15 protein-coding genes and 1 riboswitch are annotated in these 26500 nt (G+C 58.6%); of the genes, 4 read left to right on the plus strand and 11 right to left on the minus strand.

Translation table 11 applies throughout. The annotated features are described in order from the left end of the window. Positions 1 to 292 precede the first annotated feature (292 nt). The 7 genes from scpA to rsmI form a co-directional block, all read right to left on the minus strand. Positions 293 to 2491 carry a methylmalonyl-CoA mutase gene (gene scpA / locus HMPREF9081_RS00930; RefSeq protein WP_006305002.1) on the minus strand — a complete coding sequence of 733 codons (2199 nt, stop codon included), beginning with the start codon at positions 2489 to 2491 and terminating at the stop codon, positions 293 to 295. After that, complete coding sequence (locus HMPREF9081_RS00935; RefSeq protein WP_006305003.1) at positions 2491 to 4674, minus strand: methylmalonyl-CoA mutase family protein; 2184 nt, start codon at positions 4672 to 4674, stop codon at positions 2491 to 2493. Before HMPREF9081_RS00935 ends, scpA begins: the two co-directional genes overlap by 1 nt. A 423-nt stretch (positions 4675 to 5097) precedes the next feature. Then, a riboswitch (cobalamin riboswitch) is annotated at positions 5098 to 5328 on the minus strand. A 120-nt stretch (positions 5329 to 5448) separates the two neighbouring features. Further along, positions 5449 to 6258, minus strand: coding sequence for a 3D domain-containing protein (locus tag HMPREF9081_RS00945; protein ID WP_006305005.1), 810 nt, complete (start codon positions 6256 to 6258; stop codon positions 5449 to 5451). Positions 6259 to 6483: 225 nt separating this feature from the next. After that, entirely contained in the window at positions 6484 to 7266 is a 783-nt protein-coding gene (locus HMPREF9081_RS00950; protein ID WP_006305007.1) for a TatD family hydrolase, read from the minus strand. Further along, complete coding sequence (gene metG / locus HMPREF9081_RS00955) at positions 7263 to 8807, minus strand: methionine--tRNA ligase (protein ID WP_006305008.1); 1545 nt, start codon at positions 8805 to 8807, stop codon at positions 7263 to 7265. The genes HMPREF9081_RS00950 and metG overlap by 4 nt, the downstream gene beginning before the upstream one ends. A gap of 64 nt (positions 8808 to 8871) precedes the next feature. Beyond that, positions 8872 to 10296 (minus strand): ATP-binding protein, encoded by a 1425-nt coding sequence (locus HMPREF9081_RS00960; RefSeq protein WP_006305009.1) that lies wholly within the window; start codon positions 10294 to 10296, stop codon positions 8872 to 8874. A gap of 79 nt (positions 10297 to 10375) precedes the next feature. Beyond that, complete coding sequence (gene rsmI / locus HMPREF9081_RS00965; RefSeq protein ID WP_040394170.1) at positions 10376 to 11227, minus strand: 16S rRNA (cytidine(1402)-2'-O)-methyltransferase; 852 nt, start codon at positions 11225 to 11227, stop codon at positions 10376 to 10378. A 174-nt stretch (positions 11228 to 11401) separates the two neighbouring features. On the opposite strand from rsmI, the gene HMPREF9081_RS00970 reads away from it, so the two are divergent. The 4 genes from HMPREF9081_RS00970 to sstT all read left to right on the plus strand — a co-directional run bounded on the left by HMPREF9081_RS00970 (position 11402) and on the right by sstT (position 15808). Further along, positions 11402 to 12088 carry a response regulator transcription factor gene (locus HMPREF9081_RS00970; protein ID WP_040394172.1) on the plus strand — a complete coding sequence of 229 codons (687 nt, stop codon included), beginning with the start codon at positions 11402 to 11404 and terminating at the stop codon, positions 12086 to 12088. Continuing rightward, entirely contained in the window at positions 12072 to 13502 is a 1431-nt protein-coding gene (locus HMPREF9081_RS00975; RefSeq protein WP_006305012.1) for a sensor histidine kinase, read from the plus strand. Before HMPREF9081_RS00970 ends, HMPREF9081_RS00975 begins: the two co-directional genes overlap by 17 nt. A gap of 91 nt (positions 13503 to 13593) precedes the next feature. Beyond that, positions 13594 to 14448 carry a dTDP-4-dehydrorhamnose reductase gene (gene rfbD / locus HMPREF9081_RS00980; RefSeq protein ID WP_006305013.1) on the plus strand — a complete coding sequence of 285 codons (855 nt, stop codon included), beginning with the start codon at positions 13594 to 13596 and terminating at the stop codon, positions 14446 to 14448. A 112-nt stretch (positions 14449 to 14560) separates the two neighbouring features. Then, entirely contained in the window at positions 14561 to 15808 is a 1248-nt protein-coding gene (gene sstT / locus HMPREF9081_RS00985; protein ID WP_040394173.1) for a serine/threonine transporter SstT, read from the plus strand. Positions 15809 to 15874: 66 nt separating this feature from the next. On the opposite strand, the gene HMPREF9081_RS00990 is transcribed toward sstT, so the two are convergent. From HMPREF9081_RS00990 to HMPREF9081_RS01005, 4 genes are all read right to left on the minus strand, one after another. Beyond that, complete coding sequence (locus tag HMPREF9081_RS00990) at positions 15875 to 16429, minus strand: biotin transporter BioY (protein ID WP_006305015.1); 555 nt, start codon at positions 16427 to 16429, stop codon at positions 15875 to 15877. Between the two features lie 412 nt (positions 16430 to 16841). Further along, the gene (gene rpoC / locus HMPREF9081_RS00995) at positions 16842 to 20843 is read right to left on the minus strand and encodes a DNA-directed RNA polymerase subunit beta' (protein WP_174262954.1); all 4002 of its coding nucleotides are present in this window, start codon (positions 20841 to 20843) and stop codon (positions 16842 to 16844) included. A 45-nt stretch (positions 20844 to 20888) separates the two neighbouring features. Further along, on the minus strand, positions 20889 to 24632 hold the full coding sequence (gene rpoB, locus HMPREF9081_RS01000; protein WP_006305017.1) for a DNA-directed RNA polymerase subunit beta: 3744 nt from the start codon (positions 24630 to 24632) through the stop codon (positions 20889 to 20891). A gap of 297 nt (positions 24633 to 24929) precedes the next feature. Continuing rightward, the gene (locus tag HMPREF9081_RS01005; protein ID WP_006305018.1) at positions 24930 to 26330 is read right to left on the minus strand and encodes a hypothetical protein; all 1401 of its coding nucleotides are present in this window, start codon (positions 26328 to 26330) and stop codon (positions 24930 to 24932) included. Positions 26331 to 26500: the final 170 nt, after the last annotated feature.

Below are 26500 nucleotides of genomic sequence, written 5' to 3' on the forward strand. Positions count from 1 at the left end.
CGACTCGCTTCGCTCGCCACTTCCCCCGTAGCGACGGGGGAAGCTAAGGAATCGCTGATAAAATAGACCCTCAGATTGGCGTAGATTTTTTCGTCCGAACAAGGAGAGAGTCCGACGCATAGCCAAAGCTATGTGGAGGATCGCGGGCGTAGTGCGGGCAAAAAAGATACGTCAAGATGGCGGTGCTGAATTTATCAGTGCTTCCCTAATATCCCGTAATTCAAAGCCTCCCCCGCACGGGGCGGGGGAGGGGGACCGCGCAAGCGGTGGAAGGGGCGTTTTATTTATTTCCTCAGCCTGCAGCCTCTTCCTTCGCGCGTGCGATGAGAAGTGTCAGGAGCTTGATGCCCGCCTCGGGGATGTTCGTGCCCGGTGCGAAAATCGCGACCGCGCCGTGCTCGTAGAGGTTGTCATAGTCCTGCACGGGGATAACGCCGCCGATGCAGACCATGATGTCGTCGCGGCCGAGCTTCTTCAGCTCATCGACGAGCTGCGGCAGGAGCGTGTTGTGCCCCGCTGCGAGGGAGCTGAACCCGACCATGTGCACGTCGTTGTCGACGGCATCCTGCGCCGTCTCGGCGGGCGTCTGGAAGAGCGGTCCCACGTCAACGTCCCAGCCCATGTCGGCGAAGGAGGAGGCGATGACCTTCTGTCCGCGGTCGTGTCCGTCCTGTCCCATCTTCGCGACGAAGATACGCGGACGGCGTCCCGTGAGTTCCTCGAACTCGTCCGCCATCTCACGGGCGCGGTCGAGTTCGGTCTTGTCCGTGAACTCGGAGGAGTAGACACCCGAGATCGTGTGAATGACCGCCTGGAAGCGGCCGGAGACCTTCTCCACCGCATCGGAGATCTCGCCGAGCGAGGCGCGTGCGCGTGCCGCATCGACCGCTGCCTCGAGGAGGTTGCCGTTGTCGCGTGTCTCCGCCGCCTTCGTGATGCCCTCAAGGCAGCGGCGCACATCGTCCGCATTGCGCTCTGCGCGCAGTTTCTCAAGGCGTTCCACCTGTGCCTGACGCACGGCGGTATTGTCGATGGCGAGGATCTGCAGGGGGTCTTCCTTTTCCAGGCGGTACTTGTTGACACCGACGATGCTCTCGATGCCGGAGTCGATCTGCGCCTGACGGCGTGCCGCCGCCTCCTCGATGCGCATTTTCGGCAGTCCCGTCGAGATCGCCTTTGCCATGCCGCCGAGGGACTCGACCTCCTGGATATGCGCCCATGCACGGCGGATGATCTCGTTCGTGAGCGCCTCGACGTAGTAGGAGCCGCCCCACGGGTCGATGATCTTGCAGACGCTCGTCTCATCCTGGATGTAGAGCTGCGTGTTGCGTGCGATACGCGCCGAGAAGTCCGTCGGCAGCGCGATTGCCTCATCCAGTGCGTTCGTGTGGAGGGACTGCGTGTGACCGAGTGCCGCACCCATCGCCTCCATTGCCGTGCGGGCGATGTTGTTGAACGGATCCTGCGCGGTCAGCGACCAGCCCGATGTCTGGCTGTGCGTTCTGAGAGCCATGGATTTGTCGTTCTGCGCGCCGAAGGATTTGACGATCTTCGCCCAGAGGACACGCGCCGCGCGCATCTTTGCAATCTCCATGAAGTAGTTCTTGCCGATCGCCCAGAAGAACGAGAGACGCTTCGCAAAGTCGTCAACGGCAAGTCCCGCCTTGATGCCCGTGCGGATGTACTCAAGACCGTCCGCGAGGGTGTAGCCCAGCTCGATGTCCGCCGGCGCACCCGCCTCCTGCATATGGTAGCCGGAGATGGAGATGCTGTTGAACTTCGGCATGTACTTCGTTGTGTACTCAAAGATGTCGCCGATGATGCGCATGGACATCTCGGGCGGGTAGATGTAGGTGTTGCGCACCATGAACTCTTTCAAAATGTCGTTCTGGATCGTGCCCGCCATGATCTTTTTGTCAACGCCCTGCTCCTCGCCCGATACGATGAAGAAGGCGAGAATCGGCAGAACGGCACCGTTCATGGTCATGGAGACGGACATCTGATCGAGTGGGATGCCGGAGAACAGGATGTTCATGTCCAGCATGGAGCAGACCGAAACGCCCGCCTTGCCCACGTCGCCAACGACGCGCGGGTTGTCCGCATCATAGCCGCGATGTGTCGGAAGGTCGAACGCGATGGAAAGACCTTTCTGACCTGCGGCGAGGTTGCGCCGATAGAATGCGTTCGACTCCTCGGCGGTCGAAAAGCCCGCATACTGACGCACCGTCCACGGACGGAAGACGTACATCGTGGAGTAAGGACCTCTGAGGCACGGCGGGATGCCGCTGGCGAAGTCGAGGTGGTTCATCGATGCGTATACATCGTGATCGTAGAATGGTTTCACGGGCACACGCTCCATGGTCTTGTGCGTGAGTGCCTCGAATGTCCGTCCCGTCGTCCCCTCAAAGAGGGCGCGCCACTCCTTGGAGTCTGCGGACGGGCTTTCGCCGAGGCTCATCCCCGTGAAATCCGGGTTGGTAAAGCCTGCCATTACGCAATCATCCCTTTCTTTTTCTGAAGGCTCTCGAGCACCTCATAGCAGTTCGCACGGACGGAGATGTATTCGTCAATGCCCGCTTCCTTGTAAGTCTCAAGCAGATCTTTCGGCGCGGCGCCCGCGAGGAATACGCGCGCGTTCGGCAGCACCTCATGGAGCTTCGGTGCGAGCGCGGGCACGATCTCGGGATAGGTCGCATCCGTGGAGCAGATGACAACCGCATCCGCGCCGCTCGCACGCGCTGCCTCTGCAGCCTCCTCGACGGTCTTGAAGCCGTCGTTCGTGAGCACCTCGAATGCGCCGACCTGCAGGAAGCCCGTGGTAAAGTCCGCACGTGCCTTGTGCTGCGGGATGGGACCCATGTTCGCGAGGAAGATCTTCACGTTGTCGTTCTTCTCCGCCTTGTAGTCCTCCGTGCGCCGGCGTAGCGCCTCGAAACGCTCGCTCCAACGGTGCGGCGCGATTGCGGTAACGGTCTCCGCGCCCTTCCCCTCGTTGACTGCGTTCATCAGCTCTGCAATCGTTGCGCCCGCAAGCGCCGCCTCCGTCGCATTCTCAACACTGAGCGCTCCCCTCAGTGCGGCAAGCGCCTCGTCACGATGCTTTGCATCAATGTCGGAGAGATAGGCGTCGATGTCTTTCGTGCGCTGTGCCTTGAGCGCCGCCGTATCCTCCGCACGCGTCTCCAGCAGCGTCTCCGTCATGTTCGGATACATATTGTTGCCGACAATGCGGTCTTTGCGGAGGTTGGCACTCTTGAAGCGGTCGGCAAGCACTTTCGCGATGGCATCCTGCACCGTACCGCTGCGCAGAGCCTCCACGATACCGCCCTGCTTCTCGATGCTTTGGAACTCTTCCCAGATCTTTTCCTTCATCTGGCGTGTCAATGTTTCGACTGCCCACGAGCCGCCGGCGGGATCGATGGGTTGGAGAAGTCCGAATTCCTCCTGTAGCATGATCTGAATATTGCGCGCGATGCGGCGCGAGAATTCATCGCCCTTGCGGATGGGTTCGTCGAACGGCGCACTCTCAAAGGAGTCGATGCCGCCCACGACGCCCGAGAAGATCTCCGTTGTATTGCGGAGCATATTGACATACGGGTCGTAGATGGTCTTGAAGAAGAGCGCAGGGCGCGCATGGATGCGCATCTTCTGCGCCTCTGCGCTGCCGCCGAACGCCTTCACGATCTGCGCCCAGATCGGACGCACGGCGCGCAGCTTTGCAATCTGCAGGAAGAAGTTCGCGCCCATTGAGAACCCAAAGGCGATCTGCGATGCCGCCTCGTCAATCGTAAGACCACGCTCGCACAGCGCCCTGAGATACGCCGTCGCCGTAGCGAGGACGGAGGCAACCTCCTGCACATCGTTTGCACCGCCGCTGCTGTAAACATCGCTGCGTACGAACACCGTACGCAGACGCGGTGCATTCGCCGTCGCCCAGCGCGCCGCCGCAGCGAGGCTGTCATAGTGTGCGTCCAGCGAGGCGGGGAGTTTCCCGTCCGTCACGAGCGCTCCGATGGGGTCTGCGCCGACGATGCCCTGCACGTTCGCCATATCCTCGCCCGCCGCGCGGCGTGCCGCCGCCACGAGTGCGAGGAGGGGCACGGCATTTGCGCCCGCATAGACATAGAGCGGGAACTTCTTGAGGTCAAGCCCCGTGAGCAACGTGTGCATATCATCGACCGTCGTCACGCTCGTGCCCGTGTCACCGACCTTCTCCGCCTGACGTGCGTCGATGCCTGCACGGGACGCCGAGTCCAGCACGATGTGATAGATCGTCGATCCCTTGTCGTTCTCGTGACGCAGGAGTTCGTTGTTCTCGGAGGGCAGCGTCTCGTCGCACGCCTGCGCAATGCCCCACGGCTTTCCGATGTAGCCCGCCGCATCGACGCCGCGCAGATAGTCCCCCATGCCGGGCATAACGCTCTTCGGCAGGATTTCTTCCGTGTGTTTACGCGTATACATGGGATCGAAGGTGATCCCCTCGTACGTCTTTGTAAACATCTTCTTTTCAAACGGCGCGCCTTTGAGGAGCGCTTCGCATGCGGCTTTCCACTCCTCATCCGTGGGCGGCGTGAATTCATCGAGCGGAACGTCGGGGAAGTCCTCGACATCCGCCGATTTTTTCAAAAGCTTCTGAAGCTCTTCGTCGCTCGACCGCTCTTTTTCTTCCGGCATAGTATGTCCTCCTTTATATTTTTAGGGAAATTAGACCGAAACTAACTTCTCTAAAAAATCATCATATGATGATTTTTTGTAAAAAAAGCGCTCTGAGCTTCCACCCTCAGAGCGTAGCTTCCATATAGGAAGCAAAACGAGAACTGAAAAGATGAGCAATGTTTCCCCAAGGAGCGCATACTCCTTCATCCCGGGGAAATCTCTGGGCATGGGATACTTTTCACATGCACACAGATCTCCTCAGGATCGTTCATGCACGCCGGAAACGGGTTTATACAAAGAAAAAGCCCATTCCACGGTGTGCAGAACGGGCTTTTTCGGTATCGTTACTCAGTTCCCGACATGGTTTGGTCTATCCGTGCCAAACTCTCTCTCGAGGCGAACGAATCCGCAAAATCTCCATCCCCATCACTCGCAGGTCAATCGGTGATTGTTAATCAAGCAGGTCTCCTGGCTCCAGTTCATCGCTCTTTCGCATCTTCCCAGAGATCTCTCCCCAGTGACTGCCGACTTTCATCGACGTGCGAAATCACTCCCTGTTACAGTGGCGTGACCGCTCCGGCTTATGAAATCAGTGATTCCCATACCGGATTCCCTATGAAGCATCTGAGGCTCTGCACGCAGAACCTCTGCACTTGATCCATCATCAATATTTAGTTTTTATGGTACGATAGAATAGTAACACTGAAACGGCTTCTTGTCAATAAAGATTCGCGCAAAAAAGAATCACTGCGTGAATTATCGCACAGTGATTCTCCATGTGTATAATTTTCATCAGTCGATGACATAGACCTCGACGTTGCGGCGTCCGAACCGGATCGCCTCATCGTAACTCTCCATACAGAGATCAATTGTGTTGCCGACAATCGCGCCGCCCGTATCTGCGGCGATTTCCTCGCCGTAGCCCGGGATGAAGAGGCGCGTGCCGAGCGGAATGACATCCGGATCGACCGCCGCGACGCCGTGCCCTGCGGGAATCCCGGTTGCCGTCATGCCGCTGCCGCCCCCGTCACTCGGGAGGTAGGCGGACGCATGCATCGTATATGCCGCACGGTAGCGCGGAATGCCACGGCTGACGCGATCCACCTCACGCTCACGCGCGCGGCGCTGCTCGGCAGCCTGCTCGTTCTCCGTAAGCTCGATCGCAAGACCTGCCGTGATCGGTGTATCCATCGACGGCGTCACATCGACCTCATGCGGGTTATAGCCGTACTCTGCGATGACATCGCCGACCGTGCGTCCGCTCGTCATGACCTGCTGCGTGTCATCCCAGAACGAAATGCTGACGGGAACGGCACGGTGTACGGAAATCTCGGTATGGCGCTCGTCCTCGTTGTGGAAGACCTCGTAGGTATCCTTCGCGCCGAGTTTCACGCCCAGTTTCTCAAAAATATCGTTGGGTCTCGTCTGCACCGTCATATCGGTGATGGTCTCGCCATCGACATGCACGCTCACGCGCTGCATATTCTTCGGCAGTCCGTTCATCGTGAATCCGCTGGAGAGGAGCATCATCCCCGCCAAGATGGCGCAAAACAACATGTTTCTCTTGATCTGAATCAGCTGTCCCAGTTTCTTCCACTGCATAGAATTCCTCCTTTGCTGAAAGCATTTTCCCACTTTACGCTGAATTTTTCATGAAAAATGGGATTCAGAATAATTTCAGCGTGTGTTTTCATATTTTACTCGCCACTTGAAAGGGATTATCGTCCCACACAAAAACCCTGTGCGTGGAGGATTCCTCCATACACAGGGCGACGATTTGCGAAAGAACAATATAAGTGTTGCAATTTTCACGCAGTAATTTAGGAGTTATTTCCCCAGCTTTGGATACAGTCGCCGCGCGTTCTCCGTCGTGTACGCCGCAACCTCCTCCACCGATTCGCCGCGCAGCTCCGCAATCTTCGCCGCGACATGCACGACGTAGGCGGGCTCATTGCGCTTGCCGCGCTTTGGCACGGGAGCGAGATAGGGGCTGTCCGTCTCGATGAGGAGCCTCTCCTGCGGTGCCTCCCGCACGATGTCGGGGAGTTTTGCCGCATTCTTGAACGTAAGAGGACCGTCGATGCCGATGTAGTAGCCCATCTTCCACAGCTCGCGCGCTGTCTCAAGGCTGCCCGAGTAGCAGTGGAGTACGCCCGTGAGATCACGCCCCTCCGCCTTTAGGATTGCGAGCGTATCCCCGTGCGCCTCGCGGTCATGGATGCAGACGGGAAGACCTGCTGCACGCGCAACACTGAGCTGCGCGACGAAGAGCTCGCGCTGCACGGCACGCACCTTTGGATCTTTCTCCCAGTAGTAGTCAAGCCCGATCTCACCGATGGCGACCACCTTCGGATGCTTTGCCCATGCGAGGAGCTGCGCCCGCTCTGCATCCGTCAGTACGCACGCACTCTCGGGATGCACGCCGACGGCGGCATAGAGTGTGGGGTACTGCTCCGCATCGGCGATGACCTGCGCGGATGCCGCCATCGTGTCGCCCATGCTGATGATCTGTGTGACTCCCGCCGCCTCGGCGCGCGCGATCATGTCTGCACGGTCATCATCGTAGCGCTCGTCATACAGATGCGCGTGCGTATCAATGAATGTCATCATTTTTCGATCTCAATGCGCGGGAAGAGCTGCTCCGCCGAGCCGACCGTGTGCCCGTCCGGCGTGCCGCCCCACGCAGCGTCCGCGAGCCGCACGCTGTCAAAGTCCGACGTAAATCCCAGCTGCTCGTGGATGCGGCGCGCGGTCACGGGCAGGAACGGGGAGATCAGGACGCTCGTAATGCGCAGCGACTCGACCAGATGATAGAGCACGGAGTCGAGCTCCGCCGCCTTCGCCTCATCCTTTGCGAGTGTCCACGGCGCGGTTTCGTCAATGTACTTGTTCGTGCGCGAGATGAGCGCCCACGCAGTCTTGATTGCGGCGGAGAGTTCCATGCGCTCCATCTGCTCCGTGTAGTCCGCAAATGTCGCTGCCGCCATGTCCTCAAGTACCGCGTCGAAGTCCGTACGTCCTGCACCCTTCGTGATAACGCCCCCCCGATACTTCTTTGCCATCGAGAGCGTGCGGTGAAGCAGATTGCCAAGGTCGTTCGCAAGGTCGGAGTTGATGCGCCCGATGAGCGCATCGCGCGAGATGTTGCCATCCTGCCCGAGCGTGATCTCGCGCAGGAGAAAGTAGCGCACGGCGTCCGCGCCGAACTCCTCGATGAGCGCAATCGGATCGACCACGTTGCCGACGGACTTCGACATCTTCGCCCCGTCCACAATCAGCCAGCCGTGCCCGTACACCTTTTTCGGCAGATCAAGCCCGAGTGCCATCAGCATGCAGCCCCAGATGATCGTGTGGAAGCGCACGATCTCCTTGCCGACGAGATGCACGTCCGCCGGCCAGTAGTGATTGAATTTTGCCTTGTCGTCCATGTAGCCGATCGGCGTGAGGTAGTTCGTAAGTGCGTCGAACCAGACGTAGACGACGTGCTTCGGGTCGAACGGCACGGGGATGCCCCAGTCGAACGAGGTGCGCGAGACGCAGAGATCCTCAAGCCCCTGCTCGATGAACGCGATCATCTCGTTGCGGCGCGAGACGGGCTGAATGAAGTCCGGATGCTCATTGATGTACGCAAGCAGACGATCCGCGTACTTGCTCATGCGGAAGAAGTACGCCTCCTCGGAGACCTCCTGCACAGGGCGGTGGCAGTCGGGGCAGCAGCCGTTCTCGTCGAGCTGCAGCTTCGTCCAGTAGCTCTCGCACGGCGTACAGTAGAGCCCCTTGTACTCGCCCTTGTAGATGTCGCCCTGATCGTAGATCTGCTGAAAAATAGCCTGCACAAGTTCGTGATGGCGTTCCTCCGACGTGCGGATGAAGTCGTCGTAGGAGATGCCGAGCAGTCGCCACAGCTCCTGAAAGCCCGCGACGATGCGGTCAACGTATTGGAGCGGCGTCACACCCTCCTTCTCCGCCGCCTGCTGAATCTTCTGCCCATGCTCATCCGAGCCGGTCAGAAAGAACACATCGTAGCCCGCGAGCCGCTTGAACCGCGCGATCGTGTCCGCAACCGTCGTGCAGTAAGCGTGTCCGATGTGCAGCTTCGCACTCGGGTAGTAGATGGGTGTGGTGATGTAAAACGGAGTTTTTTCACTCATAATGCATGCCTCGTTTCGATCATTTTTTCCTTATATAGTAGCACAGCATTTGCGTGCTTTCAATCTATATCTCCTCTCCGGACACGAGCCGCACATTCTCCCGTGCCGCGGCCTCCCGCAAACGCTCGGTAAAGCCGTAGAAGGAAAAGATCACATAGTGATAGTTTCCGGGATATTTCTTTTGAGGAAATTTGTCCTGCAACTGTCGAAGTACGTCAAGATCGGCGGGTGCATGGCGAAATTTACATTCCGCGAGCAAGAAGTTCCGCTCCGCGCGATCTGCAGCAACAATGTCGATCTCCTCCGACACGGTACGCCTTTTCCCATCTACGGTGTGCGTGACCTTCTCCCACCATCGACCGATCTTGACAAAGTGAAATGGCAGCGTCCCTGCCTGATTACACACACGCAGATGCTCCACACAGATCTTCTCAAAGGCACGCGCGACATACGCATGCAGCTGCGGCGCAATGAGATGCTGCCACACACCGCGCACATCGCCCGCCTCAAGCTCCGAGTGGCTGCCGTAGAGGAACGCGTACCAGAAGCGAAAGTACGCGTCCGTCAGCTGATACAGCCCCCGCCCACTGCCCGCACGCTCCTTCACGGTGAAGAGCACAGAAAACTCGCGCTCGATGATGCCAATCTCCATGAGGTTCTTCAGATAGACGCTGATTTTCGTTTTCTCGATCTGCGTCTTGCTGTGGATGAGTGCGAGCGTATTGTTGCCGAGTGCCACCGCTTCAATGATGGCATTGTAGACACTCGTCTCGCGCAGCTCCTGTCGAAGCAGAAACTCCACCTCGCTGTAGAGTACGCAGCCCTTTTGCAGGATGTTCTTGCAGATATTTTCTTCGAGGGATTTCTCGGATTGGAACTGAATCAAATAGTAGGGTATACCGCCAAGAATCGCATAGACTGCGACCTGATCCTCCACACTGTACTGCGGGAAAAACTCCCGTACGCTTACAAAGGGCAGCGGCAACAGCTTGTAGATGCCCGTCGCTCGTCCGTACAACGGATTTCGTTCGGCAAGCAACTCATTCTCGATAAAGCTCATCGCACTGCCGCAGAGAATGAGCATGACGTTCGCACGCGAGAGCTCATGATCCCAAAGATTTTGCAGGATGGACGGCAGCGCTGGATGGCTTGCGCACATATAGGGGAACTCGTCGATGATGAGAAGCTTCTTCCCCTCGGACGGAACCTCCTGTATGCTCCTGAGTGCCGTCTCCCAATCCGAAAATGCGGTCAGAAATCGCGCCGCAGGAAGACCTGTCTGCAAGATGCGCTTTGAAAAGCGGGCAAGCTGCTCCTGATCGGTACACTCCGTACAGGCGTAGAACACGGCTGCCTTATCCCGCGCAAACTGCTGCAGCAGCTCCGTCTTACCGATGCGCCGCCGTCCATAAAGAACGATAAGTTCAGCGCGCGGGGAGTCGTAGCACTCTTGTAGAAATTCAAGTTCGCGGGCACGCCCAATAAACACAGAACCCCCTCTTTCTAATCGTGATTAGTATAATCGTGATTAGAAAGATTATACATCGATGGCGAACAAAGTGCAAGCATCACGCATCCTCCGCCAGCAGCGCCTGATACACATCCCGCCGCGCGATGCCAAGCTCCTGCGCGGTGCGCCGCATGGCTTCCTTCTTGTCCAAACCTTTGGCGATATGCGCCTCGTAGCGCTCCATGAGGGTCATCTTCGCTGCCGTATCCGCAACACTGGCAACGCTCTCATCCGCGCCCGCAACGATGAGGACGAACTCGCCGCGCGGTTCGTTTTCCCCATAATACGCGAGCAACTGCCCAAGCGACGCACGTCGAAATTCTTCAAACTTTTTCGTCAGCTCGCGAGCGGCACACGCGCGCCGCTCCGTACCGAATGCCGCGACGAGCGCGGCAAGTGTCTCCTTCAATCGATGCGGCGCCTCGTAGAAGATGAGTGTCTCGGGGTAGGCAGCAACACGCGCGAGCAGTTCGCGCCGCTTCTTCTCCTTGCGCGGGAGAAAACCGACGAAGGTAAAGCCATCGAGCGGCAACCCCGCGCAGATGAGCGCGGAGAGCGCAGCGTTTGCACCCGGCAGCGGCGTGACGGGGATGCCCTCCGCGATGGCACGCCGCGCAAGATCCCCGCCGGGGTCGGCGATGCCCGGCAGCCCCGCGTCGCTGACGCAGACGATGTTCTCACCCGCCTGCATGCGCGCGATCAGTTCCGCGCCCTTTCCCTCTTTGTTGTGCTCGTGATAGCTGGTCATGGGCGTGTGGATGTCGTAGTGCGAAAGCAGCCCGCGCGTGTGCCGCGTGTCCTCGGCAGCGATGAGGTCTGCCGTGCGCAGCGTTTCAACCGCGCGATAGGTGATGTCGCCGAGGTTGCCGATGGGCGTCGCACAGAGATAGAGCCGTCCGGTCACGGTCATTCCTCCCGTTTGTTTTTCTCCCATTGTGGGGCACAGATGACACATTGTCAAGCGAGCCTTATGAAAACTCCTCCGCTCTTAAAATTTCGATTATATTTCTCATTTTTGGCTTTTCATTTCCACGCCATTCATATATAGTAGGGACAGAAACAAGGAATCATGAGGGGGATAACGATGGACGAAAAGACGAGAGTCCTCATTGTAGAGGATGAAGTGCGCATTGCACGATTTTTGCAGATGGAGCTTGAGCACGAGGGCTTTGAGGCAGAGACCGAGGGCAACGGCACACGCGCCTATGAGCGCATCATTCAGGAGAATTTCGACATCATTCTGCTCGATGTCATGCTGCCGGGCATGGACGGCATCGAGATCTGCCGCCGCGTGCGCACGGTCTCAAACGTCCCCATCATCATGCTGACGGCACGCGATGCGATCGAGGATCGCGTGGAGGGTCTGGACATCGGGGCGGATGACTACATCACGAAGCCGTTTGCCGTGCCCGAGCTCCTAGCGCGCCTTCGGAACGCGCTGCGCCGCCGTGACATCTCCACCGAGGATGCCTCCGACCGCCTCACGGTGAAGAATCTCATCATGTTCCTCTCACGCTACGAGGTACAGGTGGACGGTGAGACCGTCGCCCTCACGAAACGCGAATACGATCTCCTCGAGTATCTCCTGCGCAACAAGCGCACGGTGCTGACACGCGACCAAATCCTGCAGGAGGTATGGGGATTCGACTACACGGGCGAGACCAATGTGGTCGACGTCTACATCCGCTACCTGCGCGCCAAGTTGGATGACCGCTTCCACAAGAAGTACATCTACACGGTGCGGGGCGTCGGATATGTTGTCCGCGACTAGGACGCATCTCGCACGCTGGATCGATCGTTATTTCTACGTCCGCATCTCCACAAAGATCACACTGCTGTACGCGGCAATCCTCTTTTTCGTACTCATCTTGTCGACGGCGATTCTGGGGATTGGCGCGTACATCTATTTTTATCGGCAGGCAGAGGTCGATCTCGATCGCAGCATCCAGCATGTAATGAGCAATATCGAAACCGGCAATGCCACGGAGGCAAAGTTCTGGTTCGAAGGACCCGTGATCCCCGGCGTTATTGTGCGGATCACGGATAGTTCGGGACGCATTGTACTCGACACAGACACCCACTTCCCCTCCATTGAACGCATTGAGCAGGGGCGTGTCACAACGCCGATCTGGGCAAACCCCGATATGGAGGTCTCCGAGTTCCAAGGCGGGGCGGTTTATCACGCGCGGCGCTACGTCGAGTACGGCGGCATTCCCTATCAGGTTCATTTCTTCCGCACGATTATGACCGAGAAGGACTTTTTCAGCTCGCTGCAGCGCCTGATCTTCTACACCGTCGCCATCGGCTTTGTGCTCGCGCTTCTTGCGGGACACTTCATCAGTCGGCGTATCCTGAAACCCATCCGCGAGTTCACGTGGACGGCACGCAGCATCGAGGTGGAGCGCCTCGGCAGGCGTCTTGACGTACCGCGTGCCCGCGATGAGCTCTCCGAGCTGGCGCGCACATTCAACCGCATGCTCGATCGTCTGCAGGAGGGTTTCTCGCAGCAACAACGCTTTGTATCCGACGCCTCACACGAGCTGCGTACGCCTCTCACCGTCATCCTCGGCTACTCCGATATGCTTTCGCGCTGGGGGCGCGAGGACAAAAACATTCTGGATGAGGGCATCACCGCCATTCGCTCGGAGGCGGAGAATATGCAGCAGCTCATTGAAAAGCTGCTCTTCCTCGCACGCGCCGACCAGAAGCGACAGGCAGTCAACAAGGAGGCGGTCGATCTCGCAGAGCTCCTCGCCGACACGATAGAGAAGATGCATACGGTCACGACCTCACACGAGGTCACCCTCGGCAGGAACGATCCCGCGACCGTAAGCGCTGATCCCGTGCTGCTGCGTCAGCTCCTGCGCATCTTCCTCGAAAACAGCGTAAAATACACGCCTCCCGGCGGTCACATCCACGCCTACTCCATTCGATCGAACGACGGCAGCTCGGTCACCGTCACCCTCACGGACGACGGCATCGGGATTGCACCGGAACATCAAGCGCGCATCTTTGACCGCTTCTACCGCGTTGACTCCTCGCGTACAAAGGAAACGGGCGGCTCGGGGCTGGGTCTCTCGATCGCGCGTTGGATTGCCGAGCGCCATGACATCAAACTTGTGCTCAAGAGCGCGGTGGACGAGGGCACGACAATCACGCTCAACATCCCGCTCATACACGAATGAAACAAAGGTTGCTGCACGAGGTAAAATTATTTCGCGCGGCAACCTTTTTATGGTACAATGAAATAACAAACAGAAAGAAAGGTGGATTGCTATGAAGATCCTCATCACCGGCGCGACGGGTCAGCTGGGTCATGACTGCGTCGAAGAGTGCAAGGCGCGCGGACACGAGGTACACGGTGTCTCCTCGGAGCTCTTCCCCCTATCCGACGAGAACGTCATGCGTGCCGTCCTCGAAGCGGTCGAGCCGGATGCCATTCTCCACGCGGCGGCATACACTGCCGTCGACAAGGCGGAGGACGAACCGTCCCTCTGCCGCAAGATCAACGCGGCGGGCACGGAGATTCTCGCACGCCTCGCACGCGAACGCGATGCAAAGCTCCTCTACGTCAGCACGGACTACGTCTTCCCCGGCACAGGCGAGACGCCGTACGAGACGAACGCACTCACATCGCCGCACAACGTCTACGGCGCGTCAAAACTCGCAGGTGAGGAGGCGGTGCAGCAGCATCTCGAGAAATACTTCATTGTGCGCATCTCATGGGTGTTCGGCGCACATGGCAAGAATTTCGTCAAAACTATGCTCGAACTCGCCAAAACGCACAAGAGCCTCTCCATCGTCGCCGACCAGATCGGCTCGCCCACGTATACGCGCGACCTCGCGCCGCTGCTCGCGGATATGCTCGAGAGCGAGAAGTACGGCATCTACCACGCGACGAACGAGGGCTTCTGCTCGTGGGCGAAGTTTGCTGCCGAGATCTTCCGGCAGGCGGGCAAGGAGGTCAACGTCACCTCCGTCCCCTCCCACATGTACCCGACAAAAGCCGTGCGCCCGAAGAACTCCCGCCTCAGCAAAAAATCGCTCGACGAGGCGGGCTTCCATCGCCTGCCGACGTGGCAGGATGCCGTCGGGAGATTCTTGGAGGAGCTGGGAGAGGCGCGGGTATAGGGGAAACATTGTCCCGCCCTCTCGCCGTATTGTATACCCTGACAACCCCGTGACAAGTATGCTCCATTATGGTACAATGGGGCATATTTTTCTGATTAAAGGAGGAATCTTCTTGTTCAGCAACATCAGCCGCAAGTACCGCGAGACAGCACTCATCAAGCTCATCGCGGTCGGACTCATCATCGGTATCGGCATCGCACTCTATGTGCCCGCCATCATCCCCATCGTCGCCGTGCTCGGCGATGTCTTCGTCCGCGCCCTCAAAGGCGTTGCGCCGATTCTCGTCTTCGTCCTCGTCATGAACGCCATGGCGCAGCGCACCGTCGGCTCAGGCGCGGCACTGAAGCCCATCGTTCGCCTCTACATCGTCGCGACCTTCCTCGCATCCGTCGTCGCTGTCGGCTTCTCATTCGCCTTCCCCTCGACACTTCATCTGGTCGTGGCAGACGCGACCATTGCGCCGCCGAGCGGCATTGTCGAGGTCGTCCACAACCTCATCATGAACGTCGTCGACAACCCGCTCCACGCCATCGCAAACGCCAACTACATTGGCATTCTCGCATGGAGCATCCTGGCGGGCATCGCCCTGCAGAAGGCAAGCCCGACAACGAAGAACACCGTACGCGACTTCGCGGTCGTCATGACGCAGATCGTGCTCTGGGTCATCCGCTTCGCCCCGTTCGGCATCATGGGACTCGTGGCAGATGCAGTCGGTACGAGCGGTGTGGACGCCCTCATCGGCTATTTGCAGCTGCTCGCCGTCCTGATCGGCGCATTCTTCTCCGTTGCACTCATCATGAACCCGCTCATCGTCTGGGCACAGATCCATCGCAACCCGTACCCGCTCGTTTTAACGACACTGCGTGAAAGCGGCATCTACGCATTCTTCACACGCAGCTCTGCGGCGAACATTCCTGTCAACCTCCAACTCTGCAAGCGCCTCGGACTCAACCCCGAGGTCTACTCCATCTCCATCCCACTCGGTGCGACCATCAACATGAGCGGTGCGGCGATCACGATCGCCATCCTCTCGCTCGCTGCGGCGCATACACTCGGCATTCAGGTGGATCTGCCGACGGCGCTCCTGCTCTGTCTCATCGCCACCGTCGGTGCGTGCGGCGCCTCGGGCGTTGCAGGCGGCTCGCTGCTCCTCATCCCGGTCGCCTGCTCCTCGTTCGGCATCAGCAACGACATCGCGATGCAGGTCGTCGGCGTCGGCTTCATCATCGGCGTGCTGCAGGACTCCTGCGAAACCGCACTCAACAGCTCCTCTGATGTCCTCTTCACCGCGACGGCGGAGTTTGCCGATCGCGCAAAGGCGGGCACGCTCACGGCGGAGGATATGACGCCGAAGAGCTGATCCACGACATACAAAAATGGCTTCTGCGCCCGTGTGCAGAAGCCGTTTTTTTCGTCTGTATGGACTTCAGAGATACCGCAGCCGTCGGTTCAGCGTGACGCCGAGTGCGGCAGCGGCGACCGCCTTGATAAGGTCACCGGGGATGTACTGCACGAGCGCCATAAATGCGGCGACGATTCCCGCGAATTTATCCCCGAAGAGAATCGTCAGCCAGAGCGTCGCAATGAGGTATGTGACGGGCACGCTCACGAGCGTACCGACGAGCGCATAGCGCGCAAAGGACGGCTCTTTGCCCTTCATCATACTCATGAGCGTATAGGCGAGGAGGAAGCCGATGAAGAAGCCGCCGCGCGGGCCGAAGATGATGCCAAGCCCGCCGACGCCGCCCGCGAACACGGGCAGCCCAATCGCGCCGAGCACTGTGTAACCGATGAGGACGACCGCCGTCTGGTGCGGTGTCAGGACGAGCGCCGCAAGGCACATCACAAACGTCTGCATCGTGAGCGGTGCCATAAACGGCACGGGAATTGCGATGTACGCGCTCACGCAGATCAGCGCGATACAAAGCGCCATGCGTGTCGTATTGTGGACGGAAAAGAATTTATCATCCAGAGATGTCATAGCAATCGCTCCTTTTTCACGTTCGTATTCTAACGCGAAAGAAGCGATTCGTCAACCTGTTTATGAAGAACGAGTAAACAAATTCTCACTTTAAAATGTTACTGACAAAACAAACGTTTCTATGATATACTGAGTATGTTGCTTACCCCATACTGGCAACAGAAAGGGGTGTTGGTCTTGGAGATACTCACCATTTTTTGTATTTCTGTCGCAGCAAATGTAGTTTCATACTACATTTGCAAATGGCTGGACAGAGCGATGAGTTAGGCAACCAGCATCGGGCTCAAGCCACCCGCGCAAGAACGGCATAGAAAATCCCGGCAGTGCGACCTGCCGGGATTTTTGTTGGTTGGAAATCCTCACCAAGATTTCTGGGTATAGTATAACACGTTCAATCGCATATTGCAAGTGCTCAGTTCGTCAGCTGTTCAAGGCGCGAGAGGTCAACCTCTTCGTGCACCTCTTCGACGATCTCTTCCTCCTCGGCCTCTTCCGCAACCTGCGGCGCAAAGTCGACGATCTCGAGATTGCGGTAGCGGGTCATGCCCGTGCCTGCAGGGATGAGCTTGCCAATGATGACGTTCTCCTTGAGTCCGACGAGCGGATCGATCTTCCCCTTGATCGCGGCGTCGGTAAGGACGCGCGTGGTCTCCTGGAAGGATGCCGCCGAGAGGAAGGAGTCCGTCGCAAGCGACGCCTTCGTGATGCCGAGCAGGATCGGCTTTGCCACTGCCGGCTCGCCATCCTCCTCGATCGCCTTTGTATTCGCCGCCTCAAACGCATTGATCTCGATGTACTCGCCCGGCAGGAAGTCCGTGGTGCCGGACTCCTCGATCTTGACCTTGTGCAGCATCTGCCGCACCATGACCTCGATGTGCTTGTCGTTGATCTCAACGCCCTGTGACTTGTAGACCTTCTGCACCTCGTAGACGAGGTAGCGCTGCGTCGCCTGCAGACCGCAGACGCGCAGGATATCGTGCGGATTGATGGAGCCCTCGGTGATCTTGTCGCCAATCTTCAGCACTGCACCGTCACGCACCGCCATACGTGCACCAAACGGCACGGAGTACTCACGCGGCACGCCGCCCTCGGGCGTAATCGTGACCGTGCGCATGCCCTTGCCTGTATCGTCGATGGCAACGACACCCTCGTTCTCCGCGATGATCGCGTTGTGCTTGGGCTTGCGTGCCTCAAAAAGTTCCTCGACGCGCGGCAGACCCTGTGTGATATCATCGCCCGCGACACCGCCCGAGTGGAACGTACGCATTGTGAGCTGCGTACCCGGCTCGCCGATCGACTGCGCGGCAATGATGCCGACCGCCTCACCGATCTCAACCTCCGCCTGATTGGCAAGGTCGCGCCCATAGCACTTCATACAGACGCCGAACTGCGACTTGCAGGTCAGGACGCTGCGAATGGAGACACGCTTACGCACGCCCTCAATTCGTTTCGCAAGAGCCTCGTCCACGGGATCGTTGATGCGCGCGATCGTCTCGCCCGTTGCCTCGTCCACAATATCCTCGGCGAGCACGCGACCGACGATGCGGTCGGCAAGCGACTCGATGACACCCGTGCCCTCGGTGATTGCCTCGACCTCAATGCCGCGCACATTGTTGTTGCGGATGTGGAGCTCGTGCAGCTCCGAATCAATAATGGCGTCCACCGCCTTATCCGTGAGCAGATCGCCCTCGGAGGCGAGCACCGTACCGTCCTCAAGGACAGCATCGCGCACGACTTCCTTCCCGCTGAGTTCGCGGACAAGCGCCATGCGCACCTTCTTGCGCTTCTTCGCGTCCGGCTCGCCGAGCGTAATGCTCTCCGTGACCATCGCGTTGCTGACGGCGCCCTCCACATTGACGGAGGAACCGCGTACCATGATCTCGCGGATATCGTGCTCGCCGATGGTTTCGAGAACTTCATCGTCAAGAACGGTATCCTGCGGATAGAGCACGGCCTTCGTCTCGGGGTCGTAGATCGCCGCCGCCAGAAGTCTGCCCATCAGGCTGTCAACCAGAAGTTCGAGCGCGTCAAATGCGGACTCTGCGAGCTGTGCACGCACCTGCATGAGGTTGATCGCGGAGACATCGCAGTCCTCCTCACGCACGATGACATCCTGCGCCACATCGACGAGACGACGCGTGAGGTATCCCGAGTCCGCCGTACGCAGAGCCGTATCGGCAAGACCTTTGCGCGCGCCGTGCGAGGAGATGAAGTAGTCGGAAACGGTCAGACCCTCACGGAAGTTCGCTGTGATCGGCAGGTCGATGATCTTGCCGGACGGATCCGCCATGAGTCCGCGCATGCCCGCGAGCTGGCGCATCTGCTGCTTGTTGCCGCGCGCGCCCGAGTCCGCCATCATGAAGATGGGGTTGAACGGATCCATGTTGTCCATCATCGCGTCCGCGACATCGTCCGTTGCCTTTGTCCAGAGCTGAACGACCTTCTTGTAACGCTCGTCCTCCGTGATGAGACCGCGCGCGAACTGACGCTCAACCTTGTTGACAAGTGCCTGCGTGTCGGCGATGATTTCTTTCTTCTTCGGCGGCACAATGACATCGGAGACGGCGACCGTCATACCCGCAATGCAGGCATAGTGGTAGCCGAGATTTTTTACATTGTCGATGACCTCGGCGGTCTTGGTCGCGCCGAAGTGATCGTAGCAGTTCGCAACGAGCTTGCCGAGCTCCTTCTTGTTCATGAGAACGCCGAGGCTCCACTCGCCCGTCTCCGCGTCCTGATGATAGTGACGCAGCTGTTCCGGCAGAATCTCGCTGAAAATCAGGCGTCCGAGCGAACTGCGGACAAGTCCGTAGCCCGCGATCTGCACGCGAATCTCCGCCTGCAGATCGAGCACCTTCTCCTGATAGGCGAGCAGTGCCTCCGCGATCCCCGTAAAGACTTTGCCCTCGCCGACGGCGCCGGGTTTGAGCTTCGTGAGGTAGTATGAGCCGAGCACCATGTCCTGCGAGGGGACGATGATGGGCTTGCCGTCCTTCGGTGCAAGGATGTGGTTCGCGGCGAGCATGAGCACACGCGCCTCGGTCTGCGCCTCCGCCGACAGCGGCAGATGAATCGCCATCTGGTCGCCGTCAAAGTCCGCGTTGTACGCCGTACACGCCAAGGGGTGCAGCTTCAGCGCACGCCCCTCGGTAAGGACAGGCTCGAATGCCTGAATGCCGAGGCGGTGAAGCGTCGGTGCGCGGTTGAGGAGCACGGGATGCTCCTTGATGACATCCTCAAGCACGTCCCAGACCTCGGGACGCGCGCGCTCGACCATGCGCTTTGCCGACTTGATGTTGTGCGCCGCGCCGTCCGTCTGCAGCTTCTTCATGACAAACGGCTTAAAGAGCTCAAGCGCCATCTCCTTCGGCAGACCGCACTGATGGAGTTTCAGCTCGGGACCGACGACGATAACGGAACGCCCCGAATAGTCGACGCGCTTGCCGAGGAGGTTCTGACGGAAACGGCCCTGCTTGCCCTTGAGCATATCCGAGAGGGACTTCAGCGCACGGTTGCCGGGACCCGTAACGGGACGCCCGCGGCGGCCGTTGTCGATGAGCGCGTCCACCGCCTCCTGCAGCATACGCTTCTCGTTGCGCACGATGATGTCGGGCGCACCGAGGTCGAGCAGACGGCGCAGACGATTGTTGCGGTTGATCACGCGGCGATAGAGATCGTTGAGGTCGGAGGTCGCAAAGCGCCCGCCGTCGAGCTGCACCATCGGGCGCAGATCGGGCGGGATGACCGGCACAACGTCCATAATCATCCACGAGGGACGATTTCCTGATTTGCGAAACGCCTCCACCACCTCGAGGCGGCGGATGGCACGCACCTTCTTCTGTCCGGAGGTTGTGCGCACATCGTTTCGGAGCTGCGCACTCATCTGCTCGAGATCGAGCTCCTCAAGCAGTTCCTTGATCGCCTCCGCGCCCATGCCGACGCGGAACGTATTGCCATACTTCTCAAGCGCATCGTGATACTCGCGCTCAGAGAGCAGTTCCTTCTTCTTGAGATCGGTTTCGCCCGCATCGATGACGATGTAGTAGGCGAAATAGAGAACTTTTTCGAGCGAACGCGGGGACACATCGAGGATGAGTCCCATGCGGCTCGGAATGCCCTTGAAATACCAGATATGCGAAACGGGAGCGGCGAGCTCGATATGCCCCATGCGCTCACGGCGCACCTTCGCGCGCGTGACCTCGACGCCGCAGCGGTCGCAGACAACGCCCTTGTAACGGATGCGCTTGTACTTGCCGCAGTGGCACTCCCAGTCGCGCGTCGGTCCGAAGATCCGCTCGCAGAAGAGACCGTCGCGCTCGGGTTTGAGCGTGCGGTAGTTGATGGTCTCCGGCTTCTTTACCTCGCCGTGTGACCACTCACGAATTTTATCGGGGGAAGCGAGTCCGATCCGCATCGAGTCAAAATTGTTTACATCCAGCAACAGATGCCACTCCCTTCCTTAAATATCCTCATTCGGCGCATCGATGTCGTCAAGTCCGTCACGCAGAATGGCGTCCATATCATCATCCGCCGAATCTTCGTCGCCGCCAATATGCGCAATGATGTCCTCATCCGAGACCTCCTCTGCGCCCTCATCCTCTTCATCATAGGACTCCTCGGGCGGCGGAGGCGGAGCCCCCGTCTCATCGACGCCCTCGACATCGAGGTCAAGCGAGCGTGCCTTCTCCCCGATGTCCTCGTCCTCCTCATCGCGGATCGCGATTTCCTTCGCATCCTCGTTGAGCACCTTGATATCGAGACCGATTGCCTGCAGTTCCTTGATGAGCACCTTGAACGACTCAGGGACGCCGGGTTCCGGGATATTGTCGCCCTTGACAATGGATTCGTACGCCTTGACACGTCCGACCACGTCGTCGGACTTCACCGTCAGGATCTCCTGCAGTGTGTAAGCCGCGCCGTATGCCTCAAGCGCCCAGACCTCCATCTCACCGAAACGCTGTCCGCCGAACTGCGCCTTGCCGCCCAGAGGCTGCTGCGTGACGAGCGAGTACGGTCCCGTGGAACGCGCGTGGATTTTATCATCGACAAGGTGATGCAGTTTCAGCATATAGACGCAGCCGACCGTAACGCGGTTCTCAAACGGCTCGCCCGTACGTCCGTCGTAGAGCACCGTCTTGCCGTCGTCGGGCAGACCCGCCGCGCGGATCGTCCCAAACACGTCATCGTCGCTCGCGCCGTCAAAGACGGGTGTCGCGATGTGGATGCCCGCCACGTCTGGAACGGGCATCCCGTTTTTATCAAAATCATAGCCCGCCGCACGGAGGTCTTCCTCCACCGTCGGATCACCCGCCTTGATGCGCTGACCGAGCACGCGGCACGCCATGCCGAGATGCGTTTCGAGCACCTGCCCGATGTTCATGCGGGACGGCACGCCGAGCGGGTTCAGCACGATATCGACGGGGGTGCCGTCCGGCAGGAACGGCATGTCCTCCTGACGCATGATGCGCGAAACGACGCCCTTGTTGCCGTGGCGGCCGGACATCTTGTCGCCGACCGAGATCTTGCGCTTCTGCGCGATGTAGACGCGCACAAGGCGGTTCACGCCCGGCGGCAGCTCGTCGTTGTTCTCACGCGTGAAGATCTTCACATCGATGATTTTGCCCGCCTCGCCGTGCGGCACGCGAAGCGAAGTGTCGCGCACCTCGCGCGCCTTCTCGCCGAAGATCGCACGCAGAAGACGCTCCTCCGCCGTCAACTCCGTCTCGCCCTTCGGCGTGACCTTGCCGACGAGGATATCGCCGGGGCGCACATCCGCACCGATGGACACAATGCCGTCCTCATCGAGATCCTTGAGCGCGTCCTCCGCAACGTTCGGGATGTCGCGTGTAATCTCCTCGGGACCGAGCTTCGTATCGCGTGCATCGCACTCGTATTCCTCGATGTGGATCGAGGTGTAGAGGTCGCGCTTCACGAGATTCTCACTGAGGAGAATCGCATCCTCGTAGTTGTAGCCCTCCCACGGCATATAGGCAACGATGATGTTGTAGCCGAGCGCGAGCTCGCCGTTGTCCGTCGACGGACCGTCCGCGATGGGCTGCCCCTCCGTGATGCGGTCGCCAACAAACACAAGCGGCTTCTGATTGATGCATGTCGCCTGGTTCGAGCGGACAAATTTCTGCATTTTATAGTTGTCAAATGCGCCCTCATCCGTACGGACGGTGATCACATCTGCCGTAACCTCCGTGACCTCGCCGCTGTGGCGTGCAAGCACCATGACGCCCGAGTCACACGCAGCCTTGTACTCCATGCCCGTGCCGACAAGCGGCGCCTGCGTCTTGAGGAGCGGAACCGCCTGACGCTGCATGTTCGCACCCATGAGCGCGCGGTTCGCATCGTCGTTCTCGAGGAACGGGATCATCGCCGTCGCGATCGAGAACACCTGACGCGGCGACACGTCCATATAGTCCACGCGGTCGCGATGATGCAGCCCCGTCTCCTCGTGGAAACGCGCCGTGACACGCTCGTTGACAAAGAACTCGTTCTCATCGAGCGGCTCATTCGCCTGTGCGATGATGAGCTCGTCCTCCTCATCCGCCGTCAGATAGCGCACATCCTCTGTCACGCGGTGATGTTCCTTGTCCACGCGGCGATACGGCGTCTCCATAAAGCCGAACCGGTTCACGCGCGCATAGTTCGCGAGAGAGCCGATGAGACCGATGTTCGGACCTTCCGGCGACTCGACCGGGCACATGCGCCCATAGTGCGAGTTGTGCACATCGCGCACCTCAAAGCCCGCGCGCTCACGCGAGAGACCGCCGGGACCGAGCGCCGAGAGGCGGCGCTTATGAGTAAGTTCTGAAAGGGGGTTATGTTGATCCATAAACTGCGAGAGCTGTGAGGAGCCAAAGAACTCCTTCACCGCCGCCACAACGGGGCGGATGTTGATAAGCCCCTGCGGCGTGATGCTCTCCGTCTCCTGAATCGACATGCGCTCACGCACAACGCGCTCCATGCGCGAGAGACCGATGCGGAACTGGTTCTGCAGCAGCTCCCCGACCGCACGCACGCGGCGATTGCCGAGGTGGTCGATGTCATCCGTATTGCCGAAGCCGTCCATGAGACCGAGCAGATAGCTGATCGCCGCCATGACATCCTCACGCGTGATCGTGCGGAACTGATAGTCGCGCGTCGGCGCACAGAGCATGCGGTAGATCCCGCCGTCCTTTTTCTGCACGTCAAAAGAAACGAGTTCTCCCTCGCCGAAGAGTGCCGTTTCACGCTCCGCGCTCACGGCATCCACCATCTCAGCCGTGATCGGCTCGCCCTGCGGGAAAACGATCTCGCCCGTTTCCTTATCAATGACAGGCGCTGCAAGCACCTTGCCGAGCAGGCGGCGGCGCCATCCGAGTTTCTTTGTGAGTTTATAGCGACCGACCGTCGCCAGATCATAGCGACGCGGGTCGAAGAACAGCACCTCGAGGAGCTGCCGCGCATTGTCCTCGTTCGCGGGCTCGCCCGGACGCAGACGGCGATAGATCTCGATGACCGCCTTGCCGCGCGTCTTGACCTCGTCCGTATCGCGCTCAATCGTCGCAAGCATACGCTCATCGTCGCCGAACAGTCCGCAGATCTCCGCGTCACTCTCGTAGCCGAGCGCGCGAATGAGATAGGTCACGGGCATCTTGCGCGTGCGATCAATGCGGACGGACACAATGTCGTTTGCATCCGTCTCGAGCTCGATCCATGCACCGCGGTTCGGAATCATTGTCGCGTTGAACAGCTCCTTGCCCGTCGTGTCGATCTCGACACCGTAGTAAGTGCCGGGCGAGCGGACGAGCTGGCTGACGATGACGCGCTCCGCACCGTTGATGATGAACGTACCCGTGTCCGTCATGAGCGGGAAGTCGCCCATGAAGACCTCCTGCTCCTTGATCTCGCCCGTCTCGCGGTTCACGAGACGCACATTCACACGCAGGGGCGCTGCATAGGTCACATCGCGTTCCTTGCACTCGTCGAGATCGTATTTCGGCTCGCCAAGCGCAAACGATTCAAAGGAAAGGATGAGATTTCCCGAGAAATCCTGAATAGGCGAGATATCGCGGAAGATCTCCGCGAGTCCCACCTCAAGAAACCACTGATAGCTCGTGCGCTGGATGTCGAGGAGATGCGGCATCTCCATAACTTCCTTAATGCGCGCGTAGCTGTACCGGGTGCGACGGCCGACCGACACAGGATTGAACATGAACGCTGTCACCCTTTCGCTGGATTATCTTAATGAAGCTTTGTGTGCCACAGTAATTAAAAAGACACAAAAAGAACAAGGCAACCATCCGAATACCTTGCTCATTTGTCCTTTCTAACACGAGCCGCGAAGGCTGACCCTCCCCGAAAAAAGGCGCACAAATCCCCATTCTTATTCAATAGGTCATTGTATAATACTACATTGGCAATACCCGTGTCAAGAAAAATTTTTCATCGTATGAATTTTTTCGCTCAAAAACCGCATGACTTTGCCATGCGGTTCAAAGGAGCACATCGCTCACACATATTTGTTCTTCTTGCTCTCTGCCGTCAGTTCCGAGAGGCGCTGTGCAAGGATGGTATTGATGCGATTCTGGATGGAGGTGATGAGCGGCTGTTTCTGATCGTCGCTCATCGCGGACTTCTTCACCTCGGCAAGCTGCTTACGCAGGTTCGCCAGTTCCTGATCGAGCGGGTTGTCATGGCGGCGTGCGTTCTTGTCGCTCTGCTGTGCTTCATTCGCCTTTACCCAACGACCATCCGCCGTCTGGATGAGGTGAAGAGGATCGCGCTGACGGCTGAGACGGTGAAGGAACTTGATTTCATCCACGCCGTCCGAAAGTGCGCGGCTCATCTCTCCCTGCGTATAGCGAATCGAAGCGTTATCATTGCCGCGCATGGAACGTTGCAAGCGGTCATAGCCGTCCGCATCGTTCGTTGCCGCCTCCCAGAGTTCGCCATGTGCATAAGAGAAGTTCGCACGCATCGCTTCATCCAAAGAATAATGTCTGCGGGTCAATCCACCAAGAAACTCCTGATAGGCTACGGCGGTATCGTCACGACCTGACTTCTTGAGCGCCGACACGATCTCTGCATGGTTCTTGTACGCGCCCTGTGCTGCCTTGACCCACACGTCACTCGCTTCCTTATGACGCGCCATGAAATCCAGTTCCTTGACACCGATGTTCGCAAGCGAACCATTATACTCGTAACGAATCCGCGCGGCAAACCTCGTCGACGGCGAACTAAAATCGACTGCAACAAAGACACCCGCACGGTTTTGGAGCTCATTTGCGTACGATTTTGCCCGCGTGTACTCCTCCACCGTCGTATGTCCACGTGCAATACGCTTCCCAAGTTCCTCATCTGCATAGGCGTTGTTTGCAAGCGCCGCCATCCCCGCAAACTTCAGATTGTACTGCCGAAATGCGGATGCACCGCCCGCACGCACTTTGTCGATGACACTCCGATATGATTCAAAGCGTTCGTCCGCCTCCGCATACAGAGGATTCTCTACACCCTTTTTCTCTGTCCAGTGCTCGGCGTAGATGTTGATGCCGAGTATCTGATCGCCCTTCCAATACAACTCGTCCGAATATGGCTCAGGCAATATGAGAACAGCGCTGTTCTTCTCCGCCGCGCGCTCCGTCAACTCCTTCTGCTTCGCACGCCACGATGTGTAGAACTCCTCCATCGAGCCTGCCTTGATCTCGCCGTCGTAGCGCTTGGTGCTGCTCATCAGACGCGCGATGTATTCGCCGTCGCTCTCATCGCGTCCGCGAGCACTGATCTCGACACGGTAGGCGGGCGCCTCCACGCGCTCCGTCTGTGCCACATCGTTTTTCTGCGCCGCGTTTGCGTTCGTCGTCTTTGCCGCCGCGTATGCAGACGGCGCTTCTCCATTCACCCGCATTGTCATAGTCAGCACTCCTTTGCCGCTTCCAAAAACGTAACAATGACGAAGTATTCTCTTTCTCTCCCTCGTTTTCCTGCTTCTATATCAAAAAGAATATATTGTATGCTATACCGTTCATGCTACTCACCCCAACACTCAAGTAGCAGAGGGTGTGGTGTAATGTCAGTTCGATA

The sequence above is a fragment of the Centipeda periodontii DSM 2778 genome, from assembly GCF_000213975.1.
In the GTDB taxonomy this organism is placed as follows: Bacteria; Bacillota; Negativicutes; order Selenomonadales; family Selenomonadaceae; genus Centipeda; species Centipeda periodontii.

What these genes read in the sequence shown, in the direction of transcription:
- HMPREF9081_RS00970 (WP_040394172.1), top strand. Translation starts at nt 11,402, where the DNA reads ATGGACGAAAAGACGAGAGTCCTCATTGTAGAGGATGAAGTGCGCATT.
- scpA (WP_006305002.1), bottom strand. Translation starts at nt 2,491, where the DNA reads ATGGCAGGCTTTACCAACCCGGATTTCACGGGGATGAGCCTCGGCGAA.
- rpoB (WP_006305017.1), bottom strand. Translation starts at nt 24,632, where the DNA reads ATGTTCAATCCTGTGTCGGTCGGCCGTCGCACCCGGTACAGCTACGCG.
- rsmI (WP_040394170.1), bottom strand. Translation starts at nt 11,227, where the DNA reads ATGACCGTGACCGGACGGCTCTATCTCTGTGCGACGCCCATCGGCAAC.
- HMPREF9081_RS00935 (WP_006305003.1), bottom strand. Translation starts at nt 4,674, where the DNA reads ATGCCGGAAGAAAAAGAGCGGTCGAGCGACGAAGAGCTTCAGAAGCTT.
- metG (WP_006305008.1), bottom strand. Translation starts at nt 8,807, where the DNA reads ATGAGTGAAAAAACTCCGTTTTACATCACCACACCCATCTACTACCCG.
- HMPREF9081_RS01005 (WP_006305018.1), bottom strand. Translation starts at nt 26,330, where the DNA reads ATGACAATGCGGGTGAATGGAGAAGCGCCGTCTGCATACGCGGCGGCA.
- HMPREF9081_RS00950 (WP_006305007.1), bottom strand. Translation starts at nt 7,266, where the DNA reads ATGATGACATTCATTGATACGCACGCGCATCTGTATGACGAGCGCTAC.
- HMPREF9081_RS00975 (WP_006305012.1), top strand. Translation starts at nt 12,072, where the DNA reads ATGTTGTCCGCGACTAGGACGCATCTCGCACGCTGGATCGATCGTTAT.
- HMPREF9081_RS00990 (WP_006305015.1), bottom strand. Translation starts at nt 16,429, where the DNA reads ATGACATCTCTGGATGATAAATTCTTTTCCGTCCACAATACGACACGC.
- HMPREF9081_RS00945 (WP_006305005.1), bottom strand. Translation starts at nt 6,258, where the DNA reads ATGCAGTGGAAGAAACTGGGACAGCTGATTCAGATCAAGAGAAACATG.
- rpoC (WP_174262954.1), bottom strand. Translation starts at nt 20,843, where the DNA reads ATGCGGATCGGACTCGCTTCCCCCGATAAAATTCGTGAGTGGTCACAC.
- rfbD (WP_006305013.1), top strand. Translation starts at nt 13,594, where the DNA reads ATGAAGATCCTCATCACCGGCGCGACGGGTCAGCTGGGTCATGACTGC.